The organism is Kitasatospora sp. NPDC007106 (assembly GCF_040634455.1).
GTDB classification, from domain to species: domain Bacteria; phylum Actinomycetota; class Actinomycetes; order Streptomycetales; family Streptomycetaceae; genus Kitasatospora; species Kitasatospora arboriphila.
On sequence record NZ_JBEYFP010000108.1, the window covers coordinates 1 to 14,225 of the forward strand.

A 14,225-nucleotide genomic window follows, 5' to 3' on the forward strand; every position below is an offset into this window, starting at 1 on the left:
TGCCGTTGGCGGAGCTCCGCGGCTACGTCGCGTACCCGTCGCAGTCCGAAGTGGACACCCGGCGCCACCGGTGTGCTCCGCCGCGAGCACGGCCGGACGGTCCGGGGGTTGCTGCACGGCGAGGTCGGGCCCGGCCAGGACGTCCGCCCGCGCGGTCAGGAGTGCCGCCGCGGCGAGACCCTGCTGCCCGCCGGCACCCGGGTCACCGCGCCGGTGCTCGGCCTGGCGGCCGCGGCCGGCCACGACGTCCTGGTGGTGCGCCGCCGGCCGACCGTCGAACTGCTGCTGCTCGGCGACGAACTGCTCGACTCCGGGGTGCCCGGCCCGGGCCTCGTCCGGGACGCCCTCGGGCCGCTGCTGCCGCCCTGGCTCGCCGCCGCCGGCGCCGAGCAGATCGGCGTGCGCCGGGTCGGCGACGACCGGGACCTGCTCCGGGACGCCCTGCGGCACTCGCCCGCCGACGTGGTGGTGACCACCGGCGGTACGGCGGCCGGCCCGGCCGACTTCCTGCACGCCGCGCTGGCCGAGGCCGGTGCCCGGCTGCTGGTCGACGGCGTCGCCGTCCGGCCGGGGCACCCGATGCTGCTCGCCGCGCTGCCCGGCGGACGGCACCTGGTCGGCCTGCCCGGCAACCCGCTGGCCGCCGCCGCGGGCGCGCTGACCCTGGCCCTGCCGCTGCTGGACGCGCTGGTCGGCCGCGCCGAGCCGCCGATCCGGACGGAGAGCGCGGCGGTCGACCTGCCGGGCAACCCGGAGGACACCCGGCTGGTGCCGGTGGTGCGGACCGCCGACGGGCTGGTGCCGCTGCGCTTCGACGGACCGGCCATGCTGCGCGGCCTGGCGCTCGCCGAGGCGGTGGCCGTGGTGCCGCCCGGCGGTGTCCCGGCGGGCGGCCGGGCGGAGGTGCTGGAGCTGCCCTGACGCTCGCGGCCCGTGCTGCGTCAGGCGTGGCGGGGGGCGTCCCGGATGACGATCAGCCGATCGGTGGGCTGCAGCACGGCGGCCTCCTCGTCGGTGAAGTTCAGCAGCCGCCGGCCGCGGACGACCGCCAGGACGAGGTCGGCGCTCTCCCGCGGGGAGCGGCCCGCCTCCTCGGCGGTGACCGCCCGCTCGGTGACGTCGAGGCCGGTGCCGTGGGTGAGCAGGTCCTCCATGACGGCGCCCGCGTGCGGGCTGAGGATCGACATGCCGAGCAGCCGGCCCGCCGAACTGGAGCTGGTGACCACCACGTCCGCACCGCTCTGCCGCAGCAGCGGCGCGTTCTCGTCCTCCCGCACGGCCGCCACCACGGTGGCGGCCCGGTTGAGCTGGCGGGCGGTCAGGGTGATCAGCACCGCGGTGTCGTCCCGCTCCGGCGCCACCACCACCCGTGCGGCCCGGGGCAGTTCGGCGCGGAGCAGGGTGTCGGTGCGGGTGGCGTCGCCGACCACCCCGGCCAGCCCGTCCAGGGTGGCCTGCTCGACCGTGCGTGGCTGCGGGTCGACGACCACGATCGAGTCGCGGTCGATGCCCTGGCCGAGCAGTGCGCCGACCGCGCTGCGGCCCTTGGTGCCGTACCCGATCACCACCGTGTGGTCCTTGACGGTGGAGCGCCAGCGCCCGATCCGCCACTGCTGGCGGGTGCGTTCGGTGAGCACCTCCAGGGTCGTGCCGACCAGGATGATCAGGAACAGCACGCGCAGCGGGGTGATCACGAAGATGTTGGTCAGTCGGGCGCTGTCGCTGACCGGGGTGATGTCGCCGTAGCCGGTGGTGGAGAGGGTGACGGTGGCGTAGTACGCGGCGTCCAGCAGGTCCAGCGGGCCGCCCGCGTTGTCGTGGTACCCGTCCCGGTCCAGCCAGACGACCAGCGTGGTGGCGAGCAGGACGGAGAGTGCCAGCAGCAGTCGCCGGGCGACCTGGCGGAACGGCGGCGGGGGAGTCCGGGTCGGCAGGAAGACCCGGCCGCCGGCCACCTCGGTCTCACGGGTGCGGGGGGCGCGGGTGGCGCGCAGCCGGGAGAGTCTGCCGTCGGGGCCGGGGGCCCGGGTGCCGTGGGTCACGGGCACCAGCATGGCGGGGCGGCGCCCCGCCGGGCCACCGCCGCGCGGGGGCGGTTCCGTGCGGGGACGTGGAGGGAAGGTGCCGGTCACGGGGTGGCCGGCGGGTCCGGCCGGTGCGGCCGCGGCGGCGGTATCGTCGCCTGCGGCGGCCCCGGTCGGTGCCGTCCTCGGTCGGCAGCCGCTGGAGGTCCGGTGCGGGAGCACACCGTCGTCGTCGGCTACGGCACCAAGGGCCGCAGCGCGGTCGCCGCGCTGCTGGGCCAGGGGCTGCGCAAGGAGTCGATCGTGGTCGTCGACCCGCAGCGCAAGGCGATCGACCAGGCGGGCCGGGACGGCCTGACCGCGGTGCTGGGGGACGCGACCCGTTCGGACACCCTGATGCGGGCCGAACTGCCGCGCGCCGAGAAGGTGGTGATCGCCCCGGCCCGGGACGACACCGCCGTCCTGGTGGCGCTGACCGCGCGTCAGCTCAACCCCACGGCGGTGCTGGTGGCGGCCGTGCGGGAGGACGAGAACGCGCCGCTGCTGCGGCAGAGCGGTGCGGACGTGGTGGTCACCAGCTCCAGTTCGGCGGGCCGGCTGCTCGGCATGTCGATCCTCAGCCCGCACGCCGGCGCCGTCATGGAGGACCTGCTGACGGTCGGCTCCGGGCTGGACCTCGTCGAGCGGCCGGTGACCAGGGCCGAGGCGGGCCGCTCCCCGCGGGAGTGCGCGGACCTGGTGGTGTCGGTGGTCCGCGGCCGCCGACTGCTGAACTTCACCGACCCGGAGGCCGCGGTGCTGCAGCTCACCGACCGGATCATCACCGTCCGACGGGGCGTCAACCTCGGCTGAGGGCGGGCACCGTCGGCGGGCCGACCGCGGGCGGTGCCGGAGCCGCGGCTAGCGTGGCGGCCATGCGAGCCATCACCATTCCCCAGCCGGGCGGACCCGAGGTGCTGACCTGGGCCGAGGTGCCCGATCCGGAGCCCGCCGAGGGCGAGGTCCTGATCGAGGTCGCCGCCACCGCCGTCAACCGCGCGGACCTGCTGCAGCGGCAGGGCTTCTACGACCCGCCGCCCGGGTCCTCCCGGTACCCGGGCCTGGAGTGCGCCGGCCGGATCGCCGCGCTGGGCGCGGGCGTGGCCGGCTGGGCGGTCGGCGACGAGGTCTGTGCGCTGCTCACCGGCGGCGGGTACGCGGAGCGGGTCGCGGTGCCGGTGGGGCAGCTGCTGCCGGTGCCGAAGGGGCTGTCCGCCACGGAGGCGGCGGCGCTGCCGGAGGTCGCCTGCACGGTCTGGTCGAACGTCTTCATGGTGGCCCACCTGCGTCCGGGCGAGACCGTGCTGGTGCACGGCGGGGCGAGCGGCATCGGCACCATGGCGATCCAGCTGGCCAAGGCGGTGGGCGCCCGGGTGGCGGTCACCGCGGGCAGCGCGCAGAAGCTGGCGCGCTGCGCGGAGCTGGGCGCCGACCTCGGCATCGACTACCGGGAGGAGGACTTCACGGCGGCCGTCCGGGAGTTCACCGGCGGGGCGGGGGCGGACGTGATCCTCGACATCATGGGCGCCAAGTACCTGCAGCGGAACGTGGACGCGCTGGCCGTGAACGGGCGGCTGGTGATCATCGGCCTGCAGGGCGGGGCCAAGGCGGAGCTCGACCTGAACACCCTGCTGCGCAAGCGGGCCGCGATCGCGGCGACCAACCTGCGCGGCCGGCCGGTCGCGGAGAAGGCGGCCATCGTCGCCGCCGTCCGCGAGCACGTGTGGCCGCTGGTGGAGTCCGGGGTGGTGCGGCCGGTGGTGGACCGGGTGCTGCCCGTCGAGGAGGCCGCCGCCGCCCACCGCTCGGTCGAGCGGAGCGAGCACGTCGGCAAGGTGGTGCTCCGGCTGCGCTGACCGTGGCACCGGCCAGGGCGGACACGGGGAGTGAGCGTACGAAATGCCCGTTTTGTCGGAATGTGTGAGGCTGGTCCGGAGCTGTCCCGCCGCCGACCGCGTCCCGCCGCGGCCGGCCGTCGGAAGGACTTCCCGCCGTGGCTGCACTTCCGTACGCGTTCCGTGCTCTCTCCTCCGCGCTCCCCACCGGCTGCCGCCGGGTCGCGTTCGCCGGCGCGGGCCTCGTCCTTCCGGTCCTGCTCGCCCTGCCCGCCGCAGCCGACGACACCGAGGCCTCCGCGGCGGCCGGCCAGGTCGAGGCGGCCGTCCAGCAGGCCGTCCAGCAGGCCGTCTCCGCCCTGCCGGAGGTGACGGCGCCCGCAGCCGCGCTGCCCTCGTCCCAGGGGGGTTCCGGCATGTCCGGACTCCCCGTCAGGCCGCCGGCGCACTCGCCGGCGTCCGTGCCCGAACCGACCGCGCCGGCCGCCCCCGCCACGACGGCCGGGGCGGCCGGATCCACTGCGGGCACCTCCACGGGCCCGGGCGGCCCCACGGCCGACGGTCACACCGGGAGCCAGCCGGGCCCGGCCCAGGGCTCTCCGGACACCCACGGCCAGGAGACCGCCCAGGCCGCCGAGGAGGAGGACGAGGACGACTGCGCCGACGGCAGCGACAGCGGCGCGGCCGTCGCCCCGTCGGCCGCCGGCCCCGCCACCGGGCAGGCCGCCGCGAGCCCGGCGGCCGCCACCGCCGCCCCCACCCCCGCCCGCGGCCCGCACGGCCGCACCCAGCCCGCCGCCGTCCTCGGGCACCCCGTCCGCACCCCCCGCACCCCGAGCGCGCCGACCACGGCCGCCCGGCCCGCCACCCCGGACGCCTCCGCGGACCTGGCCGACGGGCAGCCCTCCGTCACCGCCGCCGCGCCCGTCCCGCAGGCCGCCGCCGACCTGGCCGCCCCGCTGCGCTGGTCCGACCCGGCCACCCGCCAGCTGCCGCTCGGCGCCGGGCTGACGCTGATCGGCCTGGGACTGGGCCTGGTCGGCGTGAAGCTGCGGCGCGGCTGACCGGGCCGCCGTCGGCCGCCGGACCGGCCGTACAAGATCCGCAGGCACTCCCCGCACCGAACGCCGGTGAGGGAGAATGCCCTTCATGACGAACCCGATGAACGAGCGCTCGTTGCAGCAGGCCGTCGAGGCGTCGGGCGGGCAGCCGGACGACGCGCCGAAGGTCCTGATCGTGGGCCCGGACGGGATGCCGGTCGGCGCCGTCCCGGGCGGTTTCGGCCGGGCCGACGACCAGGGGGAGCCGCGCGAACTGCCGGTGACCGAGATGGTCGAGCAGCCGGCCAAGGTGATGCGGATCGGCAGCATGATCAAGCAGCTGCTGGAGGAGGTCCGGGCGGCTCCCCTCGACGAGGCCAGCCGGGCCAGACTCAAGGACATCCACGCCAGCTCCATCAAGGAGCTCGAACTCGGCCTCGCCCCCGAGCTGGTCGAGGAGTTGGAGCGGCTGTCGCTGCCCTTCACCGAGGACAGCATCCCCACCGAGGCCGAACTGCGGATCGCCCAGGCGCAGCTCGTCGGCTGGCTGGAGGGGCTCTTCCACGGCATCCAGACCGCGCTGTTCGCCCAGCAGATGGCGGCCCGGGCGCAGTTGGAGCAGATGCGGCGCGCACTGCCGCCCGGCCTGCACGGTGTCGAGCCGGGCGAGGAGGAGGGCGGCCCGGGCCGCGGCATCCGTTCGGGTCCGTACCTCTAGCGGTCGCGTGTCGCAGCTGTTCGGCAACCGCGTTGCAGGCCGGACACAGCTGCGCCCCTGCACCCGATCACGTCGGCGCGAGCCGATACCCTGGGCCCCTGCCGTCGGCCGCCGCGCCGTCGGCGGGGGCCTGCGGCAGCGCGGGCCCGCGCACCGGGCACGCCCGGACGAGATGTGGAAGCAGGGGGACATGAGCGAGGACGGCACCACGGTCGAGGGCCACGCCCTGGGCAACGGTCGGTACGTGCTGCAGCGCCTGCTCGGGCAGGGCGGCATGGCCTCCGTGCACCTGGCGTACGACACGGTGCTGGACCGCCAGGTCGCGGTGAAGACCCTGCACACCGAGCTGGGCCGGGAGGCCTCGTTCAAGGAGCGCTTCCGCCGCGAGGCGCAGGCCGTCGCGCGCCTCCAGCACACCAACATCGTCCAGGTCTACGACAGCGGCGAGGACGTCGCCGCGGACGGCGCCGCCACCCCGTACATCGTCATGGAGTACGTCGAGGGCCAGGCCCTGCGCGACGTGCTGAACGACGCGATCGCGCAGCACGGCGCGATGCCGACCGCCCAGGCGCTGAAGATCACCGCCGCGGTGCTCTCCGCGCTGGAGGCCTCGCACGACCAGGGCCTGGTGCACCGGGACATCAAGCCGGGCAACGTCATGGTCAACACCAAGGGCATCGTCAAGGTGATGGACTTCGGCATCGCCCGCGCGCTGCAGTCCGGCGTCACCTCCATGACGCAGACCGGCATGGTGGTCGGCACCCCGCAGTACCTGTCGCCCGAGCAGGCGCTCGGCAAGAGCGTCGACGCCCGCTCCGACCTGTACTCGGTCGGCTGCATGCTCTTCGAACTGCTGACCGGCGGCCTGCCGTTCGACGGCGACTCGGCCTTCTCCATCGCGTACAAGCACGTCCAGGAGCCGCCGCCGGCGCCGTCGACGATCAACCGGGCGGTCACGCCCGCGGTCGACGCCCTGGTCGAGCGCGCGCTGCGCAAGGACCCGGCGCACCGCTTCCCGACCGCGGAGGCGATGCGCGAGGAGGTCGAGCGGGTCGAGTCCACCGCGCAGTCCGGCAGCTCGCCGCTGCAGGCCTCCACGCCGCTGGTGATCAGCGAGGGCCCGCGCTCGGTGCACGCCGCGCCGTCGCTGACCAACTTCCCGCAGGTCTCCGGCGACATCCGCACGCCCGCCCCGCAGGTCCAGCAGCCGTACCAGCCGCAGGCCAGCACCCCGCCGCCGTACCCGCAGGTGCAGGCGCCGCACACCCCGCAGCCGTTCCCGCAGGCCCCGCACACGCCGCAGCCCTTCCCGCAGGCGCACACCCCCCAGCCGTTCCCGCAGGCCCCGCAGCCGTACCAGACCCCGCGGCCCTTCCCGCAGCAGGCGCACCCGACCGGGCCGATGCCGGCCCAGCCGGGCCCGTTCGTGGCGAAGCCGCAGCCGGGCAACAGCAACGCCGGCTGTTCGACGGCGCTGGTCGTGGTCGGTGTGATCTTCGGCGTGATCGTGCTCGCGGTGATCATCGTGCTGATCGCGGCCGCCCAGGGCGAGAAGAACAAGGGCAGCAGTTACGGCAGCTCGTCCCTGGGGGCCACCGCCTCGGTGGTGCTGGAGCTGCCGCAGGACGGCGCGGAGTAGGCGCCTGCGGACGGCGGTCCCGGCCGCAGGTTCCACGGTGACCGCGTCGAAGCGGTAGCGTTTCACAGGACGTAACCGACAGGGCGACTGCGCGCCGAGCGGCCGCCCGGGGCGAGGAGCAATGGCACAGACCGATCGACCGGGCGACGGCGAGGACGCGGACGTCCAGGCCTCCACCGAGGAGACGACGGGACGGGAGCCGGAGACCGCCGAGACGAAGGTCGTGTCGGGCCCGCCGCTCGGGCAGACCCCGGGCCGCGGCACCAAGGCCGTGCTCGGCACGGTCGGCGACGGCAGGTACCGCATCACCGGCCGGCTCGGCCGCGGCGGCATGGCGGAGGTGTTCTCCGCGCAGGACGTCCGGCTCGGCCGGACCGTCGCCGTCAAGCTGCTGCGCGCGGACCTCGCCGAGGACGACATCGCCCGGCTCCGCTTCACCCGCGAGGCGCACGCCGTCGCCGCGCTCAACCACCACTCGATCGTGGCGGTGTACGACACCGGCGAGGAGGTGCTGGACGGCGACTCCACCCCGTACATCGTGATGGAGCTGGTCGAGGGCCGGACGGTCCGCGAGCTCCTGGTGGACGAGGAGGCGCCGCCGGTCGACCAGGCGCTGATCATCATCGCCGGGGTGCTGGAGGCGCTCGCCTACAGCCACAAGCACGGCATCGTGCACCGCGACATCAAGCCCGCCAACGTGATCATCACCAGCAGCGGCGCGGTCAAGGTGATGGACTTCGGCATCGCCCGCGCCCTGACCGGCGCGGCCACCACCATGACCCAGACCGGCATGGTGATGGGCACCCCGCAGTACCTCTCGCCCGAGCAGGCCCTCGGCCGGCCGGTCGACCACCGCTCCGACCTGTACGCGGCCGGCTGCATGCTCTACGAGCTGCTGGCGCTGCGCCCGCCGTTCACCGGCGAGACCCCGCTGTCGGTGGTCTACCAGCACGTCCAGGACAACCCGGTGCCGCCGTCCCGGACCAACGGCCGGGTGCCGGCCGGGCTGGACGACCTGGTGCTGCGCTCGCTGGCCAAGAACCCGGACGACCGCTACCAGACCGCCGACGAGTTCCGGGCGCACGTCCAGCACGCCCTGCGCACCATGCACGGCGCCCAGGGCGTCGGCTACGCGGCCGGTGCCGCCGCCGCGGCGGCCGCCGCGGCAGGGCTGGCCGCCTCCGTCCAGGGCGGAAACGGCAACGGCAACGGCCGGCCCGGACCGGAGGGGACGCCCAACGGCGGCACCGCCGTCACCGAGCCGATCGGCCGCACCGACCCGGCGGATCCGACGGCCGCGCTGCCGTTCCAGGTCACCTCGCCCTACCAGACGCCGTCCCGGCCCTACCAGCCGACCGGCGGCGGGCAGGGCTACGGCGGGGGCGGCGGCCACGACGGCTACGAGCCGGAGGACCGGCGCAGCCCGTGGGGCTGGGTGCTGGGCGTCCTGGCCGTGCTGGTCGCGGCCGGCGTCGGGATCGGGCTGGCCCTCAGCGGCGGCGGCGGGGGCGGTGGCGGCGGCAACACGCCGACCCAGCAGCAGACCCAGACCACCGCTCCCGCGGACACCGGCCAGCCGACGGAGCAGCCGACCTCGGCCCCGCCGACCCGTTCGCAGACCGGCACGACCCGGCCGACCGAGCCGACCTTCGGCTCGCACTCGCCGACCGGCAGCCCGAGCCCGACGGGCTCGGCCTCGCCGACCGACACGCCGTCGCCGTCGCCGACCCCGACCGAGACCAAGTCGACCCCGACCCCGACGGAGCAGCCGACCTCGGCCCCGCCGACCCCGACCTCGGGCGGCGGGGGGTCGACCGGCCCCGCCGCGCTCACCAACTGACGGGGCGTCCGGTCAGTTGGTGAAGGCGTCCAGGACCTGCTCGTACTCCTGGCACCACCAGCGCAGCTGGCCGGCGGCCGCGGGGAAGAGCGGGTCGGCCCGGTGGTCGCCGCGCTGGTAGTGCCACTGCAGCATCCACAGGTCGTTCAGCCGCTCCCACCAGACCCGGTGGACGGCGGCGGCCAGCTCGCCCGTGCCGGCCGCCGCCCCGGCCCGGTAGGCCCTGCTGTAGGCGCGCACCCGGCAGAGGTCCAGCACGCCGGTCCGGCCGTCGTTGAAGAGCAGGGTGGCGGCCCGGACGGCCTCCTCGGCGGTCGGGTGCAGCCCGAGCTTGTCCCAGTCCAGGACGGCGGTGACCACCCCGCCGCCGTACAGCAGGTTGAGCCCGTGGAAGTCGCCGTGCGTCCAGCCGGTGGGCGGGGCGTCGGCCGGGGCAGGCCGTCGGCCGCGGTGGGCGTCGAGCAGGTCGAGCCGCTCCGCGAGGTGCTCCTCGGCCAGCGCGTCGAAGGGCGTGGCCGGGCGGTGGTGCCCGGCGAGCCTGCGCAGGTCGTCGACCAGGCGCCCGGTCTCCTCCGGATCGGCGGTCAGCCGCCCGGCGGGCTGGCGCACCGGCGCGCAGACCTGCGCCAGGGCGCCGTGCAGCCGGCCGAGCAGCGCGCCGAGGTCCGTGCACTGCGACGGGTCGAGCGCCGTGCCGTGCCGGTGCTCGCCCTCCACCCAGGGGTAGAGGCCGAACAGCCGTCCGCGGTGGGCGACGACGGTGTCCCCGTCGGTGGCGGGCAGCGGGCGGGCCACCGGCAGGCCGCGGGCGTGCAGGGCCGTGGTGGCCCGGTGCTGGGCGGTGATCGCGGTGCGGGAGGCGGTGGCCCGGTCGACGTAGCACTTGAGGAAGTAGCGGCCCTCGGTGGTGGTGACCCGGTAGCCGCGGTTCAGCAGGCCCTCGGCCACCGGCCGGACGGAGACCGCGGGCGCGGTGCCGAAGCGGCGCAGGACGCCCGCCAGGGTGGCGTGCGCGACGGGCGGGCTCAGGGTCCCCACGGGCGGGGCGGACAGGTCGGGGCGGGCCGGTGCGGCGGCGGGCCGGTGCGGCCGGGCGCGGAGGGCGGAGGGAAGGAGGAGGGACAGGGTGCCGTCCCCGCGGAGATCGGGCGGGGAGGCCGGGCCGGTAATCACGGAAGGAGCGTAATGAGGTCGTGAAGGTGTGGTTGACAGATCGTCAACCTTCTGATCTCGCACCGGGAGGGAGGTTCCGGGCCACGTACGCGGCGGCCTGCGTGCGCCTTTCCATGCCCATCTTGGCGAGCAGGCTGGAGACGTAGTTCTTCACCGTCTTCTCGGCCAGATGGAGTTCATTGCCGATCTGCCGATTGGTCATCCCCTCACCGATCAGGTCGAGGATCCGGCGCTCCTGCCGGGTGAGCTGCGCGAGCCGCTCGTCCTCCTTGCCGCCGCCCTCGCGCAGCCGCTCCAGGACGCGGCTGGTGGCCACCGGGTCGAGCAGCGAGCGGCCGGCCGCGACGTCCCGGACGGCGGTGATCAGGTCGGTGCCCCGGATCGCCTTCAGCACGTACCCGGAGGCGCCCGCCATGATCGAGTCGAACAGCGCCTCGTCGTCCGAGAACGAGGTCAGCATCAGGCAGCGCACCCCGGGCACCCGGGAGCGGACCTCCCGGCAGACCTCCACCCCGTTGCCGTCCGGCAGCCGGACGTCGAGCACCGCCACGTCCGGTTCGACCGCGGGGATCCGGGCGAGCGCCTCGGCGGCCGTTCCGGCCTCGCCGACCACCTCGATGTCCGCCTCGGTGGACAGCAGGTCGTGCACGCCGCGCCGCACAACCTCGTGGTCATCGAGGAGGAATACCCTGATATGTCCGTTTCCTGTCATGGGGGAATCCTTCCACGCCACCGTGTCGAAATCCCTGCTCCCGGCCGCTCCCCGGGGGACAGCCGGGAACGGGAGACACCGAATCGATGCCCGTTACCCCCTTACGCGGAGAGCTTTGCCCGGATACCGTGCGCTGGTGTCCTGACGGCCACCGAGCCGAGACCCGCACCACACCGGCGGTTCTCGGACAGGAACAAGTAGGACGTCCTAGCGCAAGCGCGCCAAGGGGCGCCGCTGGGTAACGTTCTCGTGAGGGACGCCGTCGGAGAAGGATCACCACCTGCCGAGCAGCCGGTGCGCACACCCAGCGCGCTTTGCCCGGAGGTGACCGGACCGGTCACCGGCGACCCCGGGCGGCCGGACAGACCGAGGAGTGAACGTGACCGTCAAAAGCACGGCGAGGGCGCGCAAGAAGGCCGCCCCCGGCGTCCCTGACAACCTCCGCGCAGGCACGGGCGCCGCGCCGGAGCTCGTCCAGCTGCTCACGCCGGAGGGCGACCGGGTCGAGCACCCGGACTTCCCCCTGGTGACCAGCCCCGAGGAGCTCCGCGCGCTCTACCGCGACCTGGTGCTGGTCCGGCGGTTCGACGCCGAGGCCACCTCGCTGCAGCGCCAGGGCGAGCTGGGCCTGTGGGCGTCACTGCTCGGCCAGGAGGCTGCGCAGGTCGGCTCCGGCCGTGCGATGCGCCCCGGCGACTACGCCTTCCCGACGTACCGCGAGCACGGCGTGGCCTGGTGCCGCGACGTCGACCCGCTGAACCTGCTCGGCATGTTCCGCGGCGTGAACCACGGCGGCTGGGACCCGAACGAGAAGAACTTCCACCTCTACACCATCGTGATCGGCGCGCAGACCCTGCACGCCACCGGGTACGCGATGGGCATCACCAAGGACGGCGCGGACGACGCGGTGATCGCCTACTTCGGCGACGGCGCCTCCAGCCAGGGCGACGTCAACGAGGCCTTCACCTTCGCCTCGGTCTACAACTCGCCGGTGGTCTTCTTCTGCCAGAACAACCAGTGGGCGATCTCCGAGCCGACCACCAACCAGACCCGCATCCCGCTCTACCGTCGTGCCTCCGGCTTCGGCTTCCCGGGCGTGCGGGTGGACGGCAACGACGTGCTCGCCTGCCTCGCGGTGACCCGCTGGGCGCTCGACCACGCCCGCACCGGCAACGGTCCCGTGCTCGTCGAGGCGTTCACCTACCGCATGGGCGCCCACACCACCTCCGACGACCCGACCCGTTACCGGGGCTCCGAGGAGACCGAGGCCTGGAAGGCCAAGGACCCGATCACCCGCCTCAAGGCCCACCTGGAGAAGGAGGGCCTCGCCGACGACGCGTTCTTCGCCGGCGTCGAGGCCGAGAGCGACGCGCTCGGCCTCCGGGTCCGCGAGGGCGTGCGCTCCATGCCCGACCCGGACCCCACCCTGATCTTCGACCACGTCTATGCGGAACCGCACGCGCTGGTGGACGAGGAGCGGGCCGAGTACGTGGCCTACGCGGCCTCCTTCGAGGGCGGGGAGCAGAACTGATGGCAGAGCGACTCAGCATCGCGAAGGCGCTCAACGACGCGCTCCGCAAGTCGCTGGAGAACGACCCGAAGACCCTCCTCATGGGAGAGGACATCGGCAAGCTCGGCGGCGTCTTCAGAATCACGGACGGCCTGCAGAAGGACTTCGGCGAGGACCGGGTCATCGACAGCCCGCTCGCCGAGTCCGGCATCATGGGCACCGCGATCGGCCTCGCGCTGCGCGGCTACCGCCCGGTGGTGGAGATCCAGTTCGACGGCTTCGTCTACCCGGCCTTCGACCAGATCGTCTCCCAGCTCGCCAAGATGCACGCCCGCTCGCTCGGGCACGTCAAGCTCCCGATCACCGTCCGCATGCCGTACGGCGGCGGCATCGGTGCCGTCGAGCACCACAGCGAGTCGCACGAGGCCTACTTCGCGCACACCGCGGGCCTCAAGGTGGTCACCCCGTCCAACGCGCACGACGCGCACTGGATGCTGCGCGAGGCGATCGCCTCGAACGACCCGGTGATCTTCCTGGAGCCCAAGCGCCGCTACTGGGACAAGGGCGAGGTCGGCGACAGCTCCGACCTGCCGCTGCACTCCGCGCGGATCGTCCGCCCGGGCACCGACGCGACCCTGATCGCGTACGGCCCGATGGTCAAGGTCTGCCAGGAGGCCGCCGCGGCCGCCCAGGAGGACGGCCGCAACCTGGAGGTCGTCGACCTCCGCTCGCTCACCCCGGTCGACTTCGCCACCCTCGAGGAGTCGGTGAAGCGCACCGGCCGCGGCATCGTCGTCCACGAGGCGCCGGTCTTCCTGGGCATGGGCGCCGAGCTGGCCGCCCGGCTCACCGAGAAGTGCTTCTACCACCTGGAGGCGCCGGTCCTGCGCGTCGGCGGCTACTACGCGCCGTACCCGCCGTCCCGGGTCGAGGAGTCCTTCCTGCCCGACCTCGACCGTGTGCTCGACGCCGTCGACCGCGCGCTCGCGTACTGAGAGGAGCGACGCACATGACCACCGAAGTCCGCGCGCTCCGCGAGTTCAAGATGCCCGACGTCGGCGAGGGGCTGACCGAGGCCGAGATCCTCTCCTGGTACGTCAAGCCGGGCGACACCGTCACCGACGGCCAGGTCGTCTGCGAGGTCGAGACGGCCAAGGCCGCCGTCGAGCTGCCGATCCCGTTCACCGGTGTCGTCGAGCAGCTGTTCTTCCCCGAGGGCTCCACCGTCGACGTCGGCACCGCGATCATCGCGGTGGCGGTCGAGGGTGCCGCCCCGGCGGTGGCCGCACCGGCCGCCGCTGCCGCCCCCGCACCGGCCGCCCCGGCCGAGGCGGAGGAGGTGCCCGAGCGGCGCGAGGTGCTGGTCGGCTACGGCCCGCGCACCGGCGGCACCCAGCGCCGGGCCCGCCGGACCGCCGTACCGGCGGCCGCCGCTCCGGTTTCACGTGAAACACCGCCCGTCCCGGTGGCGCCGATCGCCCCGGCGGCACCCGTCGCCGTCCCGGTGCCGGTGCCCGCGCAGGCGGGGGAGCGGCCGCTGGCCAAGCCCCCGGTGCGCAAGCTGGCCAAGGACCTCGGCGTCGACCTCCGCACGGTCGTCCCGACCGGCCCGGACGGCGTGATCACCCGCGAGGACGTGCACGCGGCCGTCGCGCCGGCCCCCGCGGAGGCCGCACCGGCCGCCGCAGCCGTCCC

At 74.8% G+C, this 14,225-nt stretch carries 12 protein-coding genes and 1 pseudogene; 10 read left to right on the top strand and 3 right to left on the bottom strand.

Annotated elements, in window-relative coordinates:
• Nucleotides 1-921, top strand: a 921-nt coding sequence (locus ABZ641_RS12805; protein ID WP_359981338.1) for a molybdopterin-binding protein, incomplete at its 5' end; no start/stop codon positions are given.
• Nucleotides 922-941: 20 nt separating this feature from the next.
• Here the strand turns inward: ABZ641_RS12805 and ABZ641_RS12810 are convergent.
• Nucleotides 942-1,955, bottom strand: coding sequence for a potassium channel family protein (locus tag ABZ641_RS12810; RefSeq protein ID WP_344628487.1), 1,014 nt, complete (start codon nucleotides 1,953-1,955; stop codon nucleotides 942-944).
• Between the two features lie 266 nt (nucleotides 1,956-2,221).
• Here ABZ641_RS12810 and ABZ641_RS12815 point away from each other — a divergent pair.
• From ABZ641_RS12815 to ABZ641_RS12840, 6 genes and pseudogenes are all read left to right on the top strand, one after another.
• Nucleotides 2,222-2,876 (top strand): annotated as a pseudogene (locus ABZ641_RS12815) (NAD(P)-binding protein); the annotation flags it as partial.
• A gap of 62 nt (nucleotides 2,877-2,938) precedes the next feature.
• The gene (locus ABZ641_RS12820; protein WP_359981341.1) at nucleotides 2,939-3,919 is read left to right on the top strand and encodes an NAD(P)H-quinone oxidoreductase; all 981 of its coding nucleotides are present in this window, start codon (nucleotides 2,939-2,941) and stop codon (nucleotides 3,917-3,919) included.
• Nucleotides 3,920-4,056: 137 nt separating this feature from the next.
• Complete coding sequence (locus tag ABZ641_RS12825; RefSeq protein WP_359981343.1) at nucleotides 4,057-4,962, top strand: hypothetical protein; 906 nt, start codon at nucleotides 4,057-4,059, stop codon at nucleotides 4,960-4,962.
• 97 nt (nucleotides 4,963-5,059) lie between these two features.
• Complete coding sequence (locus tag ABZ641_RS12830; RefSeq protein WP_344622200.1) at nucleotides 5,060-5,656, top strand: bacterial proteasome activator family protein; 597 nt, start codon at nucleotides 5,060-5,062, stop codon at nucleotides 5,654-5,656.
• Nucleotides 5,657-5,846: 190 nt separating this feature from the next.
• On the top strand, nucleotides 5,847-7,295 hold the full coding sequence (locus tag ABZ641_RS12835; protein ID WP_359981346.1) for a protein kinase: 1,449 nt from the start codon (nucleotides 5,847-5,849) through the stop codon (nucleotides 7,293-7,295).
• Between the two features lie 121 nt (nucleotides 7,296-7,416).
• Nucleotides 7,417-9,135: a protein kinase gene (locus ABZ641_RS12840; RefSeq protein WP_359981348.1), complete on the top strand. Its 1,719-nt coding sequence runs from the start codon at nucleotides 7,417-7,419 to the stop codon at nucleotides 9,133-9,135.
• A gap of 12 nt (nucleotides 9,136-9,147) precedes the next feature.
• Here ABZ641_RS12840 and ABZ641_RS12845 read toward each other — a convergent pair whose 3' ends face one another.
• Both ABZ641_RS12845 and ABZ641_RS12850 read right to left on the bottom strand, forming a co-directional pair.
• Nucleotides 9,148-10,173 (bottom strand): phosphotransferase, encoded by a 1,026-nt coding sequence (locus ABZ641_RS12845; RefSeq protein WP_359981355.1) that lies wholly within the window; start codon nucleotides 10,171-10,173, stop codon nucleotides 9,148-9,150.
• Nucleotides 10,174-10,351: 178 nt separating this feature from the next.
• Nucleotides 10,352-11,020 (bottom strand): response regulator transcription factor, encoded by a 669-nt coding sequence (locus tag ABZ641_RS12850; RefSeq protein WP_344622185.1) that lies wholly within the window; start codon nucleotides 11,018-11,020, stop codon nucleotides 10,352-10,354.
• A 373-nt stretch (nucleotides 11,021-11,393) separates the two neighbouring features.
• Between ABZ641_RS12850 and pdhA the strand changes: the two genes are divergently transcribed.
• The 3 genes from pdhA to ABZ641_RS12865 all read left to right on the top strand — a co-directional run.
• Nucleotides 11,394-12,551, top strand: a complete 1,158-nt coding sequence (gene pdhA, locus ABZ641_RS12855; protein WP_344622184.1) for a pyruvate dehydrogenase (acetyl-transferring) E1 component subunit alpha — start codon at nucleotides 11,394-11,396, stop codon at nucleotides 12,549-12,551.
• A complete protein-coding gene (locus ABZ641_RS12860) occupies nucleotides 12,548-13,525 on the top strand; it encodes an alpha-ketoacid dehydrogenase subunit beta (RefSeq protein WP_344622198.1) in 978 nt (325 codons plus the stop codon). The genes pdhA and ABZ641_RS12860 overlap by 4 nt, the downstream gene beginning before the upstream one ends.
• A gap of 14 nt (nucleotides 13,526-13,539) precedes the next feature.
• On the top strand, nucleotides 13,540-14,225 hold a 686-nt coding region (locus ABZ641_RS12865; protein ID WP_359981352.1), incomplete at its 3' end, for a biotin/lipoyl-containing protein.

Bases quoted from the DNA above. Each gene is read 5' to 3' on its own strand.
- ABZ641_RS12820 (WP_359981341.1), top strand. From the start codon at position 2,939: ATGCGAGCCATCACCATTCCCCAGCCGGGCGGACCCGAGGTGCTGACC.
- ABZ641_RS12830 (WP_344622200.1), top strand. From the start codon at position 5,060: ATGAACGAGCGCTCGTTGCAGCAGGCCGTCGAGGCGTCGGGCGGGCAG.
- ABZ641_RS12835 (WP_359981346.1), top strand. From the start codon at position 5,847: ATGAGCGAGGACGGCACCACGGTCGAGGGCCACGCCCTGGGCAACGGT.
- ABZ641_RS12840 (WP_359981348.1), top strand. From the start codon at position 7,417: ATGGCACAGACCGATCGACCGGGCGACGGCGAGGACGCGGACGTCCAG.
- ABZ641_RS12850 (WP_344622185.1), bottom strand. From the start codon at position 11,020: ATGACAGGAAACGGACATATCAGGGTATTCCTCCTCGATGACCACGAG.